At 69.5% G+C, this 19,685-nt stretch carries 14 protein-coding genes and 3 tRNA genes; 7 read left to right on the forward strand and 10 right to left on the reverse strand.

Annotation, left to right across the window (positions count from 1 at the left end):
• Positions 1-167: 167 nt before the first annotated feature.
• From gyrA to ACFWGD_RS10285, 4 genes are all read left to right on the forward strand, one after another.
• The gene (gene gyrA, locus ACFWGD_RS10270; protein WP_377778601.1) at positions 168-2,783 is read left to right on the forward strand and encodes a DNA gyrase subunit A; all 2,616 of its coding nucleotides are present in this window, start codon (positions 168-170) and stop codon (positions 2,781-2,783) included.
• A 3-nt stretch (positions 2,784-2,786) separates the two neighbouring features.
• Positions 2,787-3,119: a DUF3566 domain-containing protein gene (locus ACFWGD_RS10275; protein WP_377778602.1), complete on the forward strand. Its 333-nt coding sequence runs from the start codon at positions 2,787-2,789 to the stop codon at positions 3,117-3,119.
• A 266-nt stretch (positions 3,120-3,385) separates the two neighbouring features.
• A tRNA-Ile gene (locus ACFWGD_RS10280) sits at positions 3,386-3,462 on the forward strand.
• Between the two features lie 65 nt (positions 3,463-3,527).
• A tRNA-Ala gene (locus tag ACFWGD_RS10285) sits at positions 3,528-3,600 on the forward strand.
• Between the two features lie 593 nt (positions 3,601-4,193).
• Here ACFWGD_RS10285 and ACFWGD_RS10290 read toward each other — a convergent pair.
• Positions 4,194-5,528, reverse strand: coding sequence for a hypothetical protein (locus ACFWGD_RS10290; protein ID WP_377778603.1), 1,335 nt, complete (start codon positions 5,526-5,528; stop codon positions 4,194-4,196).
• Positions 5,529-5,750: 222 nt separating this feature from the next.
• On the opposite strand from ACFWGD_RS10290, the gene ACFWGD_RS10295 reads away from it, so the two are divergent.
• Positions 5,751-6,281, forward strand: coding sequence for a peptidylprolyl isomerase (locus ACFWGD_RS10295; protein WP_377778667.1), 531 nt, complete (start codon positions 5,751-5,753; stop codon positions 6,279-6,281).
• A 793-nt stretch (positions 6,282-7,074) separates the two neighbouring features.
• Here ACFWGD_RS10295 and crgA read toward each other — a convergent pair.
• Positions 7,075-7,344, reverse strand: a complete 270-nt coding sequence (gene crgA / locus ACFWGD_RS10300) for a cell division protein CrgA (protein WP_377778604.1) — start codon at positions 7,342-7,344, stop codon at positions 7,075-7,077.
• A gap of 111 nt (positions 7,345-7,455) precedes the next feature.
• On the opposite strand from crgA, the gene ACFWGD_RS10305 reads away from it, so the two are divergent.
• A complete protein-coding gene (locus ACFWGD_RS10305; RefSeq protein ID WP_377778605.1) occupies positions 7,456-8,121 on the forward strand; it encodes an aminodeoxychorismate/anthranilate synthase component II in 666 nt (221 codons plus the stop codon).
• Positions 8,122-8,268: 147 nt separating this feature from the next.
• Here the strand turns inward: ACFWGD_RS10305 and pknB are convergent, their stop codons facing one another.
• The 7 genes from pknB to ACFWGD_RS10340 form a co-directional block, all read right to left on the reverse strand.
• Positions 8,269-10,344 (reverse strand): Stk1 family PASTA domain-containing Ser/Thr kinase, encoded by a 2,076-nt coding sequence (gene pknB, locus ACFWGD_RS10310; protein WP_377778606.1) that lies wholly within the window; start codon positions 10,342-10,344, stop codon positions 8,269-8,271.
• A 129-nt stretch (positions 10,345-10,473) separates the two neighbouring features.
• The gene (locus tag ACFWGD_RS10315; RefSeq protein ID WP_377778607.1) at positions 10,474-12,063 is read right to left on the reverse strand and encodes a serine/threonine-protein kinase; all 1,590 of its coding nucleotides are present in this window, start codon (positions 12,061-12,063) and stop codon (positions 10,474-10,476) included.
• Between the two features lie 2 nt (positions 12,064-12,065).
• Positions 12,066-13,499 carry a penicillin-binding transpeptidase domain-containing protein gene (locus tag ACFWGD_RS10320; RefSeq protein ID WP_377778608.1) on the reverse strand — a complete coding sequence of 478 codons (1,434 nt, stop codon included), beginning with the start codon at positions 13,497-13,499 and terminating at the stop codon, positions 12,066-12,068.
• Positions 13,496-14,857, reverse strand: a complete 1,362-nt coding sequence (locus tag ACFWGD_RS10325) for an FtsW/RodA/SpoVE family cell cycle protein (protein WP_377778609.1) — start codon at positions 14,855-14,857, stop codon at positions 13,496-13,498. The genes ACFWGD_RS10320 and ACFWGD_RS10325 overlap by 4 nt, the downstream gene beginning before the upstream one ends.
• Positions 14,854-16,272: a PP2C family protein-serine/threonine phosphatase gene (locus ACFWGD_RS10330; protein ID WP_377778610.1), complete on the reverse strand. Its 1,419-nt coding sequence runs from the start codon at positions 16,270-16,272 to the stop codon at positions 14,854-14,856. The genes ACFWGD_RS10325 and ACFWGD_RS10330 overlap by 4 nt, the downstream gene beginning before the upstream one ends.
• Positions 16,269-16,736: an FHA domain-containing protein gene (locus ACFWGD_RS10335; RefSeq protein ID WP_377778611.1), complete on the reverse strand. Its 468-nt coding sequence runs from the start codon at positions 16,734-16,736 to the stop codon at positions 16,269-16,271. Before ACFWGD_RS10335 ends, ACFWGD_RS10330 begins: the two co-directional genes overlap by 4 nt.
• Positions 16,737-16,838: 102 nt before the next feature.
• Positions 16,839-18,041, reverse strand: a complete 1,203-nt coding sequence (locus ACFWGD_RS10340) for a DUF3662 and FHA domain-containing protein (RefSeq protein ID WP_377778612.1) — start codon at positions 18,039-18,041, stop codon at positions 16,839-16,841.
• Between the two features lie 293 nt (positions 18,042-18,334).
• On the opposite strand from ACFWGD_RS10340, the gene ACFWGD_RS10345 reads away from it, so the two are divergent.
• Positions 18,335-18,420: transfer RNA gene (locus ACFWGD_RS10345), tRNA-Leu, on the forward strand.
• A 490-nt stretch (positions 18,421-18,910) separates the two neighbouring features.
• Here the strand turns inward: ACFWGD_RS10345 and ACFWGD_RS10350 are convergent.
• Positions 18,911-19,630, reverse strand: a complete 720-nt coding sequence (locus tag ACFWGD_RS10350; RefSeq protein ID WP_377778613.1) for a FadR/GntR family transcriptional regulator — start codon at positions 19,628-19,630, stop codon at positions 18,911-18,913.
• Between the last annotated feature and the right edge of the window lie 55 nt (positions 19,631-19,685).

The raw sequence follows: 19,685 nt of genomic DNA on the forward strand, positions 1-19,685 counted from the left end.
GGGTGGGCGGGGAAACGTCGCAAAGCAGGCCCTCCAACGGCCTTCAGGGCCAACGGCGCAGCGTATGATGGGGGAGTCAAACTCCCCGCACGCGCCACCCGACCCCGGGACAACCGGCGCGGACCATGCGGACTAGCAGAGCGCGGGACAACCCGGAGGTACAACGAGTGAGCGACGACAACGGCACCCTCTTCGGAGGCGGCGTCGGCGGCGGCGGCGACCAGATCCGCCCCATCGACATCAACGACGAGATGCAGTCCAGCTACATCGACTACGCGATGTCCGTCATCGTGGGCCGAGCACTGCCGGAGGTGCGCGACGGCCTCAAGCCCGTCCACCGCCGCATCCTCTACGCCATGTACGACAACGGCTACCGCCCCGAGCGCGGCTACGTGAAGTCCGCCAAGCCCGTCTCGGACACCATGGGCAACTACCACCCCCACGGCGACTCGGCCATCTACGACACCATGGTCCGCATGGCCCAGCCGTGGTCCATGCGCTACCCGCTCGTCGACGGCCAGGGCAACTTCGGCTCCCGCGGCGACGACGGCCCAGCCGCCATGCGATACACCGAGGCCCGCCTCACCCCGCTGGCCATGGAGATGGTCCGCGACATCCGCGAGAACACCGTCGACTTCCAGCCCAACTACGACGGCCGCACCACCGAGCCCGTCATCCTGCCGTCGCGCGTGCCGCAGCTGCTGATGAACGGCTCCGGCGGCATCGCCGTCGGCATGGCCACCAACATCCCGCCGCACAACCTGCGCGAGGTCGCCGCCGCCATCAACTGGTGCCTGGACAACCCCGACGCCGACGACAAGTCCGCGCTCGAGGCCATCATGGGCCACATCAAGGGCCCCGACTTCCCCACCGCCGGCCAGATCGTCGGCGACAAGGGCATCCAGGACGCCTACACCACCGGCCGCGGCTCCATCCGCATGCGCGGCGTGACCTCCATCGAGCAGGAGGGCACCCGCCAGTCGATCGTCATCACCGAGCTGCCGTACCAGGTCAACCCCGACCGCCTCATCGCGAACATCGCCGAACAGGTCCGCGACGGCCGCCTCGCCGGAATCTCCTCCATCGACGACGAATCGGACCTCAAGTGGGGCATGCGCATCGTCGTCAAGCTCAAGCGCGACGCCGTGCCGCGCGTGGTGCTCAACAACCTGTACAAGCACTCCCAGCTGCAGACCAGCTTCGGCGCCAACATGCTGTCCATCGTCGACGGCGTGCCGCGCACCCTGCGCATCGACCAGATGGTCCGCCTCTACGTGGACCACCAGATCGAAGTCATCGTCCGCCGCACCCAGTACCGCCTGGACGAGGCCGAGAAGAAGGCCCACATCCTCCGCGGCCTGGTCAAGGCCCTGGACATGCTCGACGAGGTCATCGCGCTGATCCGCCGGTCCGCCACCGTCGACACCGCGCGCACCGGCCTGATGGAACTGCTCGACATCGACGAGGTGCAGGCCGACGCCATCCTGGCGATGCAGCTGCGCCGCCTCGCCGCCCTCGAGCGCCAGAAGATCATCGACGAGCTCGCCGAGCTCGAGAACAAGATCGCCGACCTCAAGGACATCCTCGCCAGCCCCGACCGCCAGCGCGCCATCGTCCGCGACGAGCTCGCCGAGGTCGTGGACAAGTTCGGCGACGACCGCCGCACCCAGATCATCGGCGCCATCGGCGACGTCACCGAGGAAGACCTCATCGCTCGCGAAAACGTCGTGGTCACCATCACCTCGACCGGCTACGCCAAGCGCACCAAGGTCGACGCGTACAAGTCGCAGCGCCGCGGCGGCAAGGGCGTGCGCGGGGCGGACCTGAAGCAGGACGACATCATCCGCCACTTCTTCGTCTGCTCCACGCACGACTGGATCCTGTTCTTCACCAACCGCGGCCGCGTCTACCGCCTCAAGGCCTACGAGCTGCCCGAGGCCACCCGCGCCGCCCGCGGCCAGCATGTGGCCAACCTGCTGGAATTCCAGCCGGGCGAGCGCATCGCCGAGGTGCTGCAGATCCAGACCTACCAGGACTCCCCGTACCTGGTGCTGGCCACCACCGAGGGCAAGGTGAAGAAGTCCCGCCTGGAGGAGTACGACTCCGCCCGCAGCGCCGGCCTCATCGCCATCAACCTCAAGGAGGGCGATTCCCTCATCGGCGCCCGCCTGTGCTCCGGCGACGACGACCTGCTGCTCATCTCCGAGCGCGGCCAGGCCATCCGCTTCACCGCCTCCGACGACGCGCTGCGCCCGATGGGCCGCGCCACCGCCGGCGTGCTGGGCATGCGCTTCAAGGGCGACGACAAGCTGCTGAGCATGGTCGTCGTGGAGCAGGGCCAGCACCTGCTGGTCGCCACCACCGGCGGCTACGGCAAGAAGACCCCGCTGGACGAGTACGCCCCGCAGGGCCGCGGCGGCCAGGGCGTGCTCACCCTGAAGTACGACCCGAAGCGCGGCGCGATCATGGGCGCGCTGGTGGTGTCCAACGACGACGAGATCTTCGCCGTCACCTCCGCCGGCGACATCATCCGCACCCGCGTCAACGAGATCCGCGCGACGTCGCGGGCCACGAAGGGCGTCCGCCTGGTCAACCTGGCCGACGGCACCGAGCTGCTGGCCATCGACCGCAACGTCGAGGACGAGGGCGAGGAGACGGCGGTGAAGGTCTCCGAGACCGGCACCCTCGACATCGTCGACCCGCGCCCGGGCGGCGTCTCCGCCTCCGACAACGAGGACGAGCCCGCCGACGCCGGTGACGCCGACGAGGGCGACGAGGAGTAGCCCATGACCGACACCCAACTGCTGGTCCGCCGGATCAGCCCGTGGACCACGCTGCGGGTCTCGGCGGCGATCAGCGTCATCGGGTTCCTCGCCTGGATGGTGGCGGTGGCGGTGCTCTACCTCCTCTTCGAGGCGATGGGCTTCCGCGACCGCTTCAACGACCTCCTCGGCGGCGACGCGGCCCTCGGCGCCGGCCTGCTCTTCGCCGTCGCGGCGGGCATCGGGGTGCTGTGGGCGGTGCTCATCACCGCGCTGGCCACCCTCGGTGCCGTGGTCTACAACGCCTGCTCCGATTTGGTCGGCGGCGTGACGGTCACGCTCGACGACGTCGAATAGGGGGTGGGCGGCGGCCCCTCCCCGAAAGGGCCGCCCCTCCTCGGTAGGCCCGACTCCTCTCCGGCTAACCCACCCCGAATGGCGAGAATGGCCTGTTGTAACGGGTGGGTTAGGTCATTCGAGGTGGGTTAGCGGGCAGGCGTCGTCAAGCCGAAGCCGGGGACCGGCACACTCCGGCGACGCTCGCGAGCAAGCGCCGAAAAAGGTTGCTGACCAGCCGATTTGGTTTCCCCCGAGATTCCGGGTTAAGTTATATCCCGGTTCAGGGGCCTATAGCTCAGGCGGTTAGAGCACTTCGCTGATAACGAAGGGGTCGGAGGTTCAAGTCCTCCTAGGCCCACCACGAACGGGCCCCGCGCCGACGAAGCCACAGCTCGTCGGCGCGGGGTTTTTCCGTCGCCGTGAACCGGGGCCTTAGCTCAATTGGTAGAGCACCACCTTTGCAAGGTGGGGGTCAGGGGTTCGATTCCCCTAGGCTCCACGAGAAGAGGGAAGGGCCGACGATTGACGTCGGCCCTTTTCGCGATTTCGGGGTGGGGATCAGCGCATGCTGTCCCGTGGCCCCATCCTGTGCCTTGACGCTTCCCTTTACCCGTCCCTTGGCCGTTCCCTTAACCCGGATGAGCGGGCTTTCGGTCCGGCGGAGGGGCCGGGGAGGGGCCGGGGAGGGGGGTTAACGGCACTAACTGCCGACGCTTCGGCGATTTGATGCAACGAAATCGCCGAAGCGTCGGCAGTTAGTGCCGTTCATGTCGGGGTTTCGGCTAGTTGGGGTGCGGGAGGCACGGTGGGGGCGGCGTACTGAAGTGGCGGCATGCGGAAGCGGGGGCGTGCGGTAGCAGCGGCGTACGGAAGAGGCGGCATGCGAAAGCGGCGGCGTGCGGTAGCCGCGGCGTGCGGAAGGGGCGGCATGCGGGAGCGGCAGCGTGCGGAAGGGGCGGCATGCGAAAGCGGCGCCCTCCCGAGTGATTCGGGAGGACGCCGCTTCGTCGTTCGGTGCCGGTGTCGGCAGTGGTGCCGGGCCGGCCGTTGCGCGATGTTCCGCGCGGAGGGGTCAGGCCCGGCGGCCGGCGACTACTTCTCGTCGTCGATGATCGGCTTCGGGGCCTCGTCGACCTGCTCCGGCATCTGGCCCGGGTTCGGGGCGCCCGGCTTCGGGGCAGCGCCCTTGCCCTTGGCGGCACCCGGCTTCGGCGCGGCACCCGGCTTCGGCGCGGCACCCGGCTTCGGCGCGGCACCCTTGGCGCCGCCCGGCTTCGGGGCGTTGGCCTTCGGGGCCTTGACCTCGGACTGGACCTTCACCTCGGTCGGGGCGACGTCACCGGAGACGTCGCCGTCATTGGCCTTCGACTCGTCGGCCTTGTCGGCCTCCTTCTGGGCCTCCTTGGCGGCGGTCTCCTCGGCGGCCTTGGCCTCCTGGGTCTTCTCCTCGGCCTTGGCGCGCTCCTCCGCGGCCTTGGCTTCGGCGGCCTTCTTGGCCTCGTCCGCCTTGTCGGCGGCGGCCTCGGCGGCGTCGGCGCGCTTGTCGGCGGCATCGGCCTGGGCGCCGGCGGTGGTGGACTTCGCGGCGGCGGCCTTCTCGGCGGAGGCATCCTTGGCCTCGTCGACCTTCTTCGCCGACGCGTCCTTGACCTCGTCCGCCTTCTTCGCGGCGGCGTCCTTGACCTCGGCGGCCTTGTCGGCGGCGACGTCCTTGGCCTGGCCGGCCTTGGCGGCGACGGTCTCCTTGACCTCCGCGGCCTTCTGCTTGACCGGGGCCGGATCGACCGGCAGCTTGCCGCCGGACTTCAGCTTCCACACGATCGCGGCGACGACCGCGGCGACCACGGCGAAGACGATGGAACCGGTGGCGATGCGGCCCGACTTCGCGCGGCGCGCCTCCTTGCCGGAGAGCTTGTCGGCGGTCTGCTGCACCTTCTTCTCCAGGTCCTTGCGCGTGGACTTCGCCAGCTTGGCGGCGTCCTTGCGGCCGGCCTTGGCGCGCTTGGCCAGATCCTTGCGGGTGGCGGCGGCCTGCTTCTCGGCGTTCTTGCGCGCCTTCTTGGCATCGCGGTTCGCCTTGAAGCCCTTCTTCTCCGCGTTCTTGCGGATCTTCGCGACCTTCTTCGCCGACTGCTTGCGGTTCTTCTCGCCGGCCTTCTTCAGGTCGGCGACACCATCGGTGGCGCGGTCGCGCAGGGCCTCGGCCTCGGACACGACGTCGTCGCCGAGGGTCTGGAGCTGGCCACGGGCGTCATCGGCGAACGCCGACGCCTTCTTCATGGTCTCCTTGTTGCGCTTGTCGGCGACCTTCTTGGCGTCCTGCATCGTGTCGTACAGTTCGGCGGCCTTCTTGTCGCGGTAGTCGGCGTAAGCCTCGTAAGCCGACTTGGCGCCCTTGAGAGCCAGCGAAACGGTGCTGGGGTACATGGTGTGGTGCTCTCCTCGTCAGTGTGGACAATCTCCGTGGCCGCCGGGCGCCCGTTCGGGGCGCACGATGGCACGGTGTTCACCATCCAGCGTATTCGTTTCCGCGCTCTGCGGTGGCGGTCCGGGAAGATGTTGGCGGATCGTGATCCTGCTTTCATCGAGCCTTCGCCGCACCTTCGTTGAACGCCGCGCCGAATCGCCGGTATCCTCGGCGGGGTGACCATGAAAACCGCCACTGCAACCGTCCACACCAACCACGGTGACATCGTCATCGACCTGTTCGGCAATCACGCTCCCGTGACCGTCGACAACTTCGTCGGCCTGGCCGAGGGCACCAAGGAGTACTCGGGCCAGAACGCGTCGGGCACCGAGTCGGGCCCGTTCTACGACGAGGCCGTGTTCCACCGCATCATCGCCGGGTTCATGATCCAGGGCGGCGACCCGCTGGGCACCGGCACCGGCGGCCCGGGCTACAACTTCGACGACGAGATCCATCCGGAGCTCCAGTTCGATCGCCCGTACCTGCTGGCCATGGCGAACGCCGGCAAGCGCGGCGGCCGCGGCACGAACGGCTCGCAGTTCTTCATCACCGTCGTGCCGACCCCGCACCTCAACGGCAACCACACCATCTTCGGTGAGGTCGCCGACGACGAGTCCCGCAAGGTGGTCGACGACATCGCGCGCATCGCCACCGATCATTGGGATCGCCCGGTGGAGCCGGTCGTCATCACGGGCATCGACATCGCCAAGTAACCCCGGTACCCATTCCGGCTGCAGCGCCGGCGGACTTCGCGTCCGTCGGCGCTTTTTCGTGCGCCCATGAGGGGGCGGGGGCTTTTAGGCAGGCAGAGAGGCAGGGTCGGAGGCGGGCTCAGAGACAGGCTCCGAGCGTGTGCGGGCACGGAGGACCGGGGTGAATCGGGGCCGCACCCTCCGGTGAACTCTCAATGTGTACTTCAGGGGGTAGTGGGGGAGGGGTGTTGATCCACATGTCCACAGCCCTGTGGATGGATTCTTCCGGCAGTCATCCACCCTTCCGCCAACGTTTCGGTCGCTTTACGACGCCCACGCGGGCGTACTCCGCCGTTCAACAAAGCTCCACAGGGATGTCCACACTTGTGGATAATTCCACTGTTGTAATTTACGAAAAGCCGTGCGAAACACGTGAAAACGACGTGAACACACGGTTACCCGGAGACCCACAGGGGTATACGGCGTTGTTGTGCACAGGATCATCCACAGGCTGTGGATGATGTGGACAGTTTCCACCGGCCGCCGCGGGCCGACTTTACGGAACCCGGCGCCGAATCCATCCACAGGCGTCCACAGGCGGCGGTCCACGTTCATCCACAAATTACACCGTTGGTACACAGCTTTCTGTGGAAGGATCGCGCAGCACCCGCCGGCGCCCAGATCGGGGAAATGTGCGGTTGCATGCCCGAAACGGGGGCGACGAGGCGTCGTCAAGCACCCCCGTACCCGGACAAACGACGACGCCCCGCGCACGAGGCGCGGGGCGTGGGAAAAGCCGGGGAAAAAGGGGGCGTCAGCGCCAACCCATGGTCATGAGCAGACCGACGACGAACATGCCGAAGCCGATGACGTAATTCCAGGCGTTGAGCTCCACCATGAACGGGATCGACGGGCCCGCGATGTAATTGACCACCAGCCACAGCAGACCGATGGCCATCAGGCCGAACATGACGATCTTGTACCAGGTGGGGGTCTGGGTGGAGTTGATCTTCACCGGGGTGCGGCTGATCCCGGAGCCGCCGGCCGGCGCGTTGGTCGTGCGATTCACCTTTGCCTTGGGCATCGGATCCCCATTCCATCTAGTAGTCGGTCGTGCCGTGATCTGCCGCGCGACGGCGTCGAGCAGCGACCCGTCGGCGTATCGGCGACCAATCTACCAGTATGATTCTGGCTCATGCGCATCCTCGTCGTGGACAACTATGACAGCTTCGTCTTCAATCTGGTCCAGTACCTCGGCCAGCTCGGCGAGTCGACGACCGTGTGGCGCAACGACGACGAGCGCCTGGCCGACCCGGCCGCCGTGGCCCGCGAGTTCGACGCGGTGCTGCTCTCGCCCGGGCCCGGGACGCCCGCCGATGCCGGGCAGACCCCCGCGATGGTCCGGGCCTGCGCCGACGCCGGGACCCCGCTGCTCGGCGTGTGCCTGGGGCACCAGGCCATCGGCGAAGTCTTCGGCGCGACCGTCGCCCGCGCCGACGAGCTGCTCCACGGCAAGACGTCCCCCGTCTCGCACGACGGCACCGGGGTGCTGCGCGGGCTGGCGAATCCGTTCATCGCCACCCGCTACCACTCGCTGACCGTCGACGAGTCGACGCTGCCGAGCGAGCTCATCGCCACCGCCCACACCCCCTCCGGCATGCTCATGGCCATGCGCCACCGTGAGCTGCCCATCCACGGCGTGCAGTTCCACCCCGAATCGGTGCTCACCCAGTTCGGGCACCGCATGCTGGCCAATTGGCTGACCGAGGCCGGCGGCACCTACTCCGAGGCCCTGCTCGGCGCGCTCGAGGACGAGCAGGCCGGCTACCAGCGGGCGTTCGACGACGTAGTGGCTGGCTGAGTAGTGGCTGGCTGAGTGGTAGCCGGCTGAGCCGCCCCCATCGCCGCCCCACCGCCGCGCACCCCCACCACCCACGCGCCGAGGCCCGGCCCCTCCTGGAGAGGGACCGGGCCTCGGTCGTCGGCGGCGCCTACGTGGCTACCACCTTCAATTGTCGGGCAACCCCGGCACGGGGACGGGCACCGGCAGGTTGATGCCGCCGCCTCCGCCCTCCGGGGGCGGCGGGGCGTCGACGCCGAGGACGAAGACGACCAGCTCGACGTCGCCGTCCTTGTTCACCACGGCGTCGCGGCCGGGGCGCTGGGTCTCCACGGTGTCCACCCGCGTCGGGTCGAGGGTGGTCACGGTGCTGCGGTTGATGGTGCCGGTGAATCCGGCGTCGCGCAGCGCGCGCTCGGCGTCGCCTGCGTTGCGTCCCTCGACGGAGGGCATGCGCATCTGGTTGCCGCGGGAGACGCGCAGCTCCACCGTCGAGTTGGTGGGCAGGCGCTCGCCGGCCTGCGGGACCTCGAGGACGCGGCCCTCGGGCTCCGTCGAGTCGATCTCGGTGACGCGCACGACGAAGTTCGCCGATTCCAGCGTCGCCCGCGCCGACTCCAGGTTCTGGCCGGTGACGTCGGGGACGGTCCTGGTCTCGGGCCCGGAGGACACCGTCAGGTTCACGCGCGTGCCCTTGGACACCTGCGCGCCGGCCGACGGCGACTGGTCGATGACGTGGCCGCGCTGGATGTCGGCGGACGGCTCCTCGCGCAGCTGCGGGTCGACCTGCAGGCCGGCTTCCTCCAGCAGGCGGCGGGCCTCCTCGGCCGGGGTGTCGCGCACGTCGGGCACGTCGGTGATCTCGCGGCCCGACGACACCTTCAGCACCACCGTCGAGCCCTCCGGCAACCCCGAACCGAAGGCGGGCTCGGTGGCGATGACGAAGTTGCGCGGGATGTCCGGGTGCGGCTCATCGTGGCGGTCGACGACGAAGCCGGCCTGCTCCAGCATTTCCTGCGCCTGGTCGGCGGACATGCCCTCGACCTGCGGCACCGCCACGGATTCGGTCTGGCCGGTGTCGGTGAACAGGTTGTAGGACACCACGCCGACGGCGCCGAGCAGCAGCGCCGCGATGGCCAGCCACGCGACGGTGGCGAACATGCCGCCCTTCTTCTTCTCGTCCTCGCGGTCGCGGGGCTCGGGCTCGCGTGCTTGGCGACGAGCCGGCGCCGCCCCACTCCGCCGCGGCCTCGCGGCGGCGGCGCCCGCCCCCGCACCGGCCGCGGCGGCGGGGACCGCCGAGCCGACGCGGGTACGGCCGTCGGAGCCGCGGGGATCGTCGTGGCCGTCATCGCCGTCATCCTCGAGATGCGGCAGCGCCGCAAGAGGGACCTCGCCCCGGCTGATGCGGCGCAGCTCCTCGGCGAAATCCGCCGCCGTGTCGTACCGCTCGGAGGGATCCTTGGCCATCGCCGTGAGCAAGACGGCGTCCAACGCCGTGCCGTCGTCGTCGGAAAGCCCCTTGACCAGGGTCGACGGCAACGGGGGATCGTCCTGGACATGCTGGTACGCCACCGACAGCGGGGTCTCGCCGGTGAACGGCGGCTGGCCGGTGAGGGTCTCGAAGAGCACGCAACCCACGCTGTAAATGTCCGAGCGGGCGTCGGCGGCCTTGCCGCGCGCCTGCTCCGGCGACAGGTACTGGGCCGTGCCGATCACCGCCGCCGTCTGCGTCATCGTGGTCGAATCGCCCAGCGCGCGGGCGATGCCGAAGTCCATGACCTTCACCGCGCCGGTGTTGGTCAGCATGATGTTCGCGGGCTTGACGTCGCGGTGGATGATGCCCTGCTCGTGCGAGAAATTCAGCGCATCGCACACGTCGGCCAGGATCGACGACGCGCGCCGCGGGTCCATCGGGCCCTCGCGGCGCACGATGTCGCGCAGCGTCTCGCCCTGCACCAGCTCCATGACGATGTACGGCACCGTGCCCATCGGGCCCTCGGTCTCGCCGGTGTCGAAGACGGAGACGATCACCGGGTGGTTGAGGAACGCCGCGTTCTTCGCTTCACGACGGAACCGCTCGAGGAAGTTCTCTTCCCTCGCGAGATCGGCGCGCATCATCTTCACCGCGACCTCGCGGCCGAGCAACGTGTCGTTGGCGGAATAGACGTCGGACATGCCGCCGACGCCGATGAGCCCGCCGAGCCGGTAACGGCCGGAGAGGAGTTCGTCGCCGCTGGTCATCGGAGACTCCCTTCGGTCAGGTGATGCTGTGGAGGTTCATGTGGTGGTGCTAGTGACGTTTCGTTCGAATGCTCGCGCAGATTGTCGGCCGATTTTTGGTTTCGGTGAAAAATCATCGTGCCACGTCCATCATCCCGTCAATCCGGGCGAAAGCGGGAGACCCGGAAACTCGGGTGCCCCGTTGACGTCGGCGTTGCCGCCGCCACCGCCGCCCGTGCCGCCGGTGCCGCCGCCGAGGCCGGGGAGGTCCTCGATCCCCGGCAGGGTGGGCACCTCGGGGACCTCCGGGGTGGGGGTCTCCGTTTCCGTCGGAGTCTGCGTCGGCGTCTGCGTTTCGGTGGGCTCGTCGGGCGTGGTCGTTTCGGTGGGCGCGTCCTCGGTGGTGCCGGTCGGGCCGGTCCACTCTTCGGTCACCGACTCCGTGGTCGTCCGCGTGCTCGTGGTCGGGGCGCCGGTGCCGCGGTCGGACATCATGCCCATAACCACCCACACCGCGCCGGCCAGCACCGCGAGCAGGAGGATCAGCGTCATCCACAGTCCGGCGTTGCTCTTCTTGCGCCGCTGCGGCCGCGGGGCGGGGCGTCGATCGGGTCGCGCAACGTCGTGTGCCCGCGTCCGGCCGGTCGCCGCAGCACCGGCAGCGCCCGCGCCGAGCAGGCCGGTCTCCGGCGGCTGGCGCAGGGCGGGCGACGTGAGCGCGCCCAGTTCGCTGGTGGCCGGATGCGCGGCATCGGACTGGCGGTGGGTGCTCGGCTGCACCCCGGCCGGCTGCGGCGGGCGATGGCCCTGCCGCACCCGCAGCACCGCCTGCGCCAGCTCCCGGCCATCGGCGTAGCGCCGGGCGGGATCCTTGCGCAGCATGATGCCGATGAGCTCGCGGATGTGCGGGTGCACCGTCTGCGGCAGCGCCGGCGGCGGCTCGTTGATGTGCGCCACCGCCACGGCGACGGTGGTGTCGCCGGCGAACGGCCGGCGGCCGGCGGCCATCTCGTAGGCCACGCAGCCCAGCGAGTAGACGTCCGTCGCCGGCGTGACCTGCTTGCCCTGCGCCTGCTCCGGGGACACGTACTGGGCGGTGCCCACGACCATGCCCGTGCGGGTCAGCGGCACGGCCTCGGCGGCCTTCGCGATGCCGAAGTCGGTGATCTTCACCGTGCCCTCCGGCGTGACCAGAAGATTGCCCGGCTTGATGTCGCGGTGGATCAGATCGCCCGCGTGAATCGCGGACAGGCCGTGGGCCGTCTGCTCCACGACGTCGAGCGCGAGGTGCTCGGGCAGCGTGCGGCGGCGGCGCAGGACGTCGGCAAGCGACTCGCCGCGGATGTACTCCATGACGATGTAGCAGGGGCCGTCGGCCCCGGGGCCCGGCTCGTCGTGCGAATGGATGGCCACGACGTTGGGGCTGTCGACGCTGCGGGCCGCGGACGCCTCGTTGCGGAAGCGCTGGCGGAACTCCTCGTCGTCGCCCAACTCGCGGTTGAGCACCTTCACCGCCACCGGGCGGTCGCCGGCCGTCAGATCGTCGGCGAGCCAGACCGTGGACATGCCGCCGCGGCCGAGCACCGAGCGGATGCGGTAGCGCGACGTGCCGAGCGCCTCCTGGACCGCCGCCGCCTCGGCGTCGAGGGGCTGGCCGGCGGGATTGGTGGGGCGGTCGGCGGGGTCGGTCGACCGGTTTGCGGGATTGGGGGGATTGGGGGGATTGGCTGCGTCGTTCATGGTTAGCGCACCGACCTTTCGACGGCGGCGATGACCTCGCGGCCGATCGGGGCGGCGACGGACGCGCCCGTCGCCGACTGGCCCTGGCCGCCGCCGGACTCGACGACCACGGCGACCGCGACGTCGGAATCCGGGGCGAACGCGATGTACCAGACGTGCGGGGCCAGCGCGCCGCGCTCGGAGCCGTGCTCCGCGGTGCCCGTCTTGGACGCGATGACGGAGCCGTTGCCGCCGGAGTTGTTCTCCGACCCGCGCATCAGATCGGTGAGGATCGCGGCGGTGTCGGGGTGGATGGCCTCGTTGACTTCCTTGGGCTCGATGGTCTTGAGCGGGGACAGGTCCTGGCCCTGCACGGACTTGACCAGGTGCGGCTCCATGCGCACGCCATTGTTGGCGATGGTCGCCGCGATGATCGCGTTCTGCAGCGGGGTGAAGGACACGTCGCGCTGGCCGATGGAGGTCTGGCCCAGGGCGGCGTCGTCCGGGATCTCGCCCAGGGTCGACGGCTCCTGCGGGACGCCGAGGCCGTCGAGGTCCTCGCCGACGCCCATGCGCTCGGCGGCGTCGCGCAGCGGGTCCGCGCCGGTGTTGATGGCCAGCTCCGCGAACGCGGTGTTGCACGAGCGGGCGAAGGCGGTGCGCAGATTCGTCGTGCCGCCGCAGGACTGGCCGCCGTAGTTCTCCAGCGTCGTGTTCGTGCCCGGCAGGGTGATCTCCGACGCGCCGGTGACCGGGGTGTCCGGGCCGGCGCCGTTTTCCACGGCGGCGATGGTGGTGAGCACCTTGAACGTCGAACCCGGCGGCAGGGGCCGCTGGGTCGCGTGGTTGAGCAGCGGGGCGTCGGCGTCGGAGTTGAGCCGCTGCCACTCGTCGGAATCGTTGGCGGCGATGTCGTTCGGGTCGAACGACGGGGTCGACGCCATGGCCAGGATCTCGCCCGTCGAGGGGCGGATGGCCACCGCCGAACCGACGTAGCCGTTGTCGGCCAGCGCGCGGTAGGCGGTCTCCTGGGCCTCGGGCAGCAGGGTCAGCTCGAGGTTGGCGCCGGCGCGCTCGCGGCCGGTGATCGTGTCGATGGCCCGCGAGGCGAACAGCGACGGGTCGGAGCCGTTGAGGATGTCGTTTTGCGAACGCTCCAGGCCGCTCGAGCCGTAGATGTCCGACAAGTAGCCCTCCACCGGGGCGTACGCCGCGGGGTTGGTCTCGTAGACGCGGGAGTAGTAGCCGTCGGCGCCCAGCTCCGAACGGGCGAGGATCTCGCCGCCGGCGCTGATCTGGCCGCGGTGGCGGGACTTCTCCTCGAGGAACTGGCGGGAGTTGAGGGGGTTCTCGGCGTACTGCTCGGTGCGGAACGCCTGGACCCACGTGAGATTGGCCAGCAGGAACACGATGAGCACCACCGTGAACAACATGACCTGGCGAATGGACTTGTTCATCGCGCGGCCACCTCCTCGGCCGGCTCGGGCGCCGGGGCACCGGCGCCGGCCCCCCACGGGCGGCGGGCGGAATCGGAGATGCGCAGCACGATGGCCAGCAGGATGTAATTGGCCAGCAGCGACGAACCGCCCGCGGACATGAAGGGGGTGGTCAGGCCGGTCAGCGGCATCATCTTGGAGATGCCGGCGACGACGACGAAGACCTGGATGGCGATGGTCAGCGCCAGGCCGGAGGCCAGCAGCTTGCCGAAGGAATCGCGCACCTGCATCGCGGCGTTCATGCCGCGGGCGATGAGGATGGCGAACAGCAGGAGGATGGCGGCCAGGCCGACGAAGCCGAGCTCCTCGCCGAAGGAGGCGAGGATGAAGTCGGAGTGGGCGACCGGCACGTTCTGCGGGTACCCGTTGCCCAGGCCGGTGCCGGTGACGCCGCCCCAGCTCATGCCGAACAGCGCCTGCGACAGCTGGTAGCCGCCGGAGTCGTAGTTGGCGATGGGGTCGAGGAAGTGGTTGACGCGGTCCTGGATCTTCGCGGAGATCTGGTACACGCCGAAGCCGCCGATGGCGACGAGGACCAGGCCGATGATCAGCCAGGACCCGCGGGCGGTGGCGATGAACAGCATGCCCAGCACGGTGCCGAACAGCAGCAGCGCCGGGCCGAAGTCATTCTGCAGCGCCATGATGACCAGGGCGATGCCCCACACCACGAGGATCGGGCCCAGGTCGCGCAGGCGCGGGAAGTCGAGGCCGAGCACGCGCTTGCCGGCGACGTTGAACAGCGAGCGCTTGTTCACCAGCAGCTGGGCGAAGAAGATCAGCAGCAGCACCTTGGCGAACTCACCGGGCTGGACCGAAAACGGGCCGATGGAGATCCAGATGCGGGCGTCGGAGTTGATCGACGACGGCCACACCAGCGGCAGCGCCAGCAGGATCAGGCCCAGCAGGCCCAGGATGTACGAGTACCGCGACAGCGACCGGTGGTCGCGCAGCAGCACCATGACGGCGACGAACATGCCGACGCCGAGCACCGTCCACATCACCTGGCTGCGCACCAGGGTGGTGCCGTTGGCCATGTCGAGGCGGTGGATCATCACCAGCCCCAAGCCGTTGAGTGCGGCGACGACGGGCAGCAGCACCTGGTCGGACCAGGGCGCGAAGAAGCGCAGCAGCATGTGGGCCACGCCGAAGACGAGGATGAAGCCGCCGAGGATCCACAGCATCTCGATGGTCGCCGTGTTGCCCTGGCCGAGCTCGGTGGAGATCAGCGCCAGCAGCGTCACCGCGCCGGCCAGCAGCAGCATGACCAGCTCGCGGCCGCGTCCCGGTCGGGCGGGGGTTTCCGTGCGGGTGGCGGTCATCGGCGCACCTCCCGGCAGTTGACCCCCGGTTCGGAACCGGTGCCCGGATCGTCTGCGTTGTCGGCATTGGCGGCACTGCCGGCGTTGTCGCCTTCGGCGCCTTCGCGACCCTCGCCGCCCTCGGCGCCGTCGTTGCGGCGCTCCGCCACGGTCAGGCACACCGGCAGGGCCTGCTCGGCCAGCCGGCCGATCTGACCGCGGATCTCGTCGTAGGAGTCGGCGGGCAGCCCATCGAGCTGCGCGCGAGCCGACGGTGCGAGGTCCTCGGGCGTCATCAGGTGGCAGTCCAGTGCCGCGCGGTCGGTGGCCGGGTCCGGCAGCGTCACGTCGTTGTCGTCGGACAGGCACACGAACTGGTGGTGCGAGTCCAGGGAGATCCCCAGCAGGCTGCCGGGGGCGCCGTGCATGACCTGGACGACGCCGTCCTCGACGGCGAGGTGGTACATCGAATCGTTCTTGCGCCAGCCCCACACGCCGACGGCCGCCGCGGCCGCCAGGGCCAGGACGACGACCGTCGCCACCAGCCAGCGGCCGCGCTGCTTCGGCGGCTCGTCCACGGGCCCGGACGTCACGGCGCGCTCTTGCTCGGCGGGCGGGCGCATCGCGGCGGCCCGGCCGGCGGAGGTGTTCGGCCGCGGAGCCTCCGAATCCAGCGACCCCAGCGCACCGGCCAGCGCCGGCTCGACCGGGGTGTCGGCGGAGGCGTCGACGACGTCGGCGATGATGATGGTGATGTTGTCCGGGCCGCCCGAGCGCAGCGCCAGCTCCACGAGCCGGTTGGCCGCCTCGGCCGGGGTGCCCTCGGCGAGGACCTCGCCGATCGTCTCGGCGGAGACCGGATCGGACAGGCCGTCGGAGCACAGCAGGTACCGGTCGCCGGCGTGGACCTCGCGGTACTTCAGCGTCGGCTCCACCGGCCGGCCGGTTAGCGCCTTGAGGATCAGCGACCGCTGCGGATGCACCGACGCCTCCTCCGCGGTCAGCGACCCCTCGTCGACCAGCGACTGGACGTAGGTGTCGTCCCTGGTGATCTGCGTCAGCTCACCATCGCGCAGGAGGTACCCGCGGGAATCGCCCACGTGGCACAGGCCGACGCGCTCGCCGTCGAAAAGCAACGCGGTCAGCGTGGTGCCCATGCCCTCCGTGGCGGGATTGGCGTCGATCTCCTCGGCGATGGAGGAATTGCCCTCCGCGCAGGCCATGGCCAGCGCATCGAGCAGATCGGCGTCCGGCTGATCCGCGTCGAGCTTGGACACCTGGGCGATCATCAGCTGCGACGCGACCTCGCCGGCCGCGTGGCCGCCCATCCCGTCGGCCAGCGCCAACAGGCGGGGGCCCGCGTAGGCGGAGTCCTCGTTGTTCTGCCGGACCAGGCCGCGATCCGAAATGGCGGTGTAATCGAGCGAATAATTCACGGCTGCAACCTCAAAGTCGTTCGGCCGATGCGGATCTCCATGCCTGGCTGGAGCTTCTCGGGCTGTTCCACCCGCTGGCCGTTCAGGAACGTGCCATTGCGGGAATCAAGATCCTCCAGGTACCAGTCGCCGTCGCGGGGGATCAGGCGGGCGTGGTGCGAGGAGGCGTAGTCGTCGTTGAGCACGAAGGCGGAGTCGTCGGCGCGGCCGATGGTGATCTCCCGCTGGTTGGCCAGGTTCATGCGCGACCCCGCCAGCGGCCCGGCGGTGACCAGCAGCTGCTGGGGCGTCTGGGAGCGCTGGAACGGGCGGCCGCGCAGCGACGGCGCGGAGACGGCGCGCACCGGGCGCAGGCCGGATGCCGCGTTGGCGTCGGCCCGCAGTGCGCGCAGGGTCATCCAGATGAAGAACCACAGCACGACCAGGACGGCGATGCGGGACAGCAGGAAGACGATCGCCTCCACGTACTTACCTCCTCTTCGCGGCGCCGTGCGGCGCCTGTGTACCGGCCGGTGGGTGGTTGCCCTCCCGGTGCCCGGGCCGGTGGTGGCCCGGGTGCGGCCCGGTTATCGGATGCGGACTTCCATGACCGAGTGGCCCATGGAGATCACGTCGCCGTCGGCGAGCAGCCAGTTGTCGATCGGTGAATCGTTGACCATCGTGCCATTTGTCGAGTGCAAATCCACCAGTACGGCGTCGCGGCCGTCCCAGGTGATCTCGGCGTGCTGGCGGGAAACGCCGGTGTCGGGGAGCCGGAAGTCGGAGATGGTGCCGCGGCCGATGATGTTCGATCCGGGCTTGACCTCGAACGTGCGGTTAGAGCCGTCCTGCAGCAGCAGCATCACGGTGAGCTGCTGTTCCTCCGGCGACGACGGTCCGGGCGGGACCTGGACCGGGCGGTCGCCGGTGGTCGGGGCCTTGCTTTCCGACGGCCCGGCCACCCCATCCGGTGCCGCGAAATCCTCGTCGGCGTAGGCGCCGGCGGGGGAGTTGGTGGCGTTGGGAGAACCGGTGGCGCCCGCCTGCGGCTCCGCCGGGTACTCCTCCGCCGGATCGCGGTAGCGGACCTCGGTTTCCGACGCGCCGCCGGGAACGAAGGACGCATCGGCCGAACCGGCGCCGGCGCCTCCAGCACCTGCACCTCCTGCGGCACCTGCAACACCCGCGCCCGCTGCAGCGCCAGCTGCAGCACCGCCAGCTCCCGCAGCTCCGGCGGATCCGGCGGCGGCACCGGCATCACCGGCGCCGTCCCCGCCGAACTGCTCCGACGCGGCCTGCGGGTGGGCGGGTGCGGAACCTGTGGAGGGGCCGTCGTCAAGCGACGACGGACGGGAACCCGCCGACACCGCCTGACCGTCCTCCCCGATGAACCCCGACTCGTCGCGGAAGCCCTCCGTGAACTGGCTGGCCGTCTTCAACTGGCCGGTGTGCAGCGCATCGACCTGCTGAATGCGCACCGACACCGAACCCGACATCGACCACCCGTTATTGCGGCAATAGCGGCCCATCCGATCCGCCAACTCCGACGGCAGCTCCGGGCCACCCGCCGACAAATTGGCGAAATCCTTCGGGCTCACGCCGATGCGGAAATCATTCGGGGCCAGGTAGCGGCCCTCGGCATCCTGCATCAGGAAATCCTCGATCTCCTGCTTCAGGCATTCCTCCAGCTCATTCGGCACGACCTTGCCGCCGAAAACGCGCGCGAAGCCATTGTCCAGCCCGCGCTGCAGCGAGCTGTCGAGCTTCCTGATGCGTCCCAGAAAATCCATCTGCGGGTCGTTTCGCCTTCCCCCGAGCCAACCGGGGGAGGCGGGCGCGGGCAATCGGGTGCGGACGCGCCCGCCGTGACCGCTGTGACGGCTGCGACTGCGGCGCCCGCGTGTGCGTGCGTATGTGCGCCCACCAGTATAGGGGCGGCGGGGCCCGGGAGCCCCAAGTCGCAAGCGCCGCGGGCATGCGCGCGACCTGCGGAAGGGGTGCGCAAGGGTGGCCGGAAACGGTACGTGGCCTGCGGGTTTGGTGTCGGTGGGACTGCTGGTGTTATTGTATTCCTCGTTGCCACGGGCGAGTGGCGGAATGGCAGACGCGCTGGCTTCAGGTGCCAGTGTCCTTCGGGACGTGGGGGTTCAAGTCCCCCTTCGCCCACCACGGGAAAACCCCGGATTCGTACAGAGTCCGGGGTTTTCCGCTGTCTCGGGGGCGGTTTTCCACCACATCCTGTCCCTTAACCCGGGACGGTGGCCGCGAAATGACGTCGGGGATCGGGGCCCATCGAGGCCGTGACGTCAGAAGGCTCGCAGCCGCCACAGGGGCCGCCGCACGCACTCCGGCACCGGCCGACGGCGCTGAGGGGCGCACAGCGTCGACTTTTCGTTTGCGCTGGTCACGGGGGCGGTGGGCGTCGTCAAGCGAGGCGGAATCCTCCGTGGGATGAACCTGAGAAAAAACTATTCAAGAACGTCCCGTGCATGACCTTCGGGGGAGCCGCCTACGGGATGAGATTGAACTCTTGGGCCCCCTTTTCTTCAAGTTCGTCCCGTACGCGACCTTCGGAAGAGACACGCGCGGGATGAAATTGAATCGATGGGTCGGTGCCAACGGGTTCTCGGGGGCTGAGGGGTCGCGGGCCCTCGTAATTCTAGGCCTTCTTCTCGCTGAAGCCGTAGAACCAGGTGATGTGGTGGCGCAGCAGCTCGGCGGCATCGTCACCGCGGCGCTCGCGGATGGCCTGGAGGATCTCGCGGTGCTGGTCCTGCAGCCCGCAGCTGATCTCGGGCCAATTGTCCAGGCCGGAGACCGTTTCCTGCACGTAGCCGATGGTCGCCTGGCGCAGGGAGGCCATGATCGTCTCCACGACCACGTTGCCGGCCAGCGAGGCCAACAGCACGTGGAACTCGGCGTCGTGGGCGTGGAACTTCGCGGCCGGCAGGTCGGGGTCGTCCATGACCTCCAGAAGCTCGGCGGCGCGGGCGAGGGTGCGGGCGCGGTCATCGTCATCGGGGGCGGAAGCGGCCTCGATGGCGGACTGGGTCTCCAGCAGCAGGCGGGTCTGCACCAGATCGCGGACCGGCAGGGACCGGGTGGCCACGTGCATCCGCAGCGCCCACGCCAGCGCCGCCGACGGCTCCGAAATGACGACGGCGCCCGCCTTCGGGCCGGAGCCCGTCGACGAGCGCACCAGGCCCATCGCGTCGAGAACGCGGATGGCCTCGCGGACCGATGCCCGGGAAATGCCGAAGTCCTCGGCGAACTGCCGTTCCCCCGGCAACTTGTCGCCGACGGAGATCTTGCCGCTGCGGAGGCGCTCCTCCAGCCAATCGAGGACGACGGTGTAGGCGCGGGCGGTGGTCGCGGGCATGGGCGGTCCTCCTGGCAGAAACGACTTCCGTCGATTCTAGGCCCGGCGCCCGGGC

The sequence above is a fragment of the Corynebacterium sp. NPDC060344 genome (assembly GCF_042725215.1).
Classification (GTDB): domain Bacteria; phylum Actinomycetota; class Actinomycetes; order Mycobacteriales; family Mycobacteriaceae; genus Corynebacterium.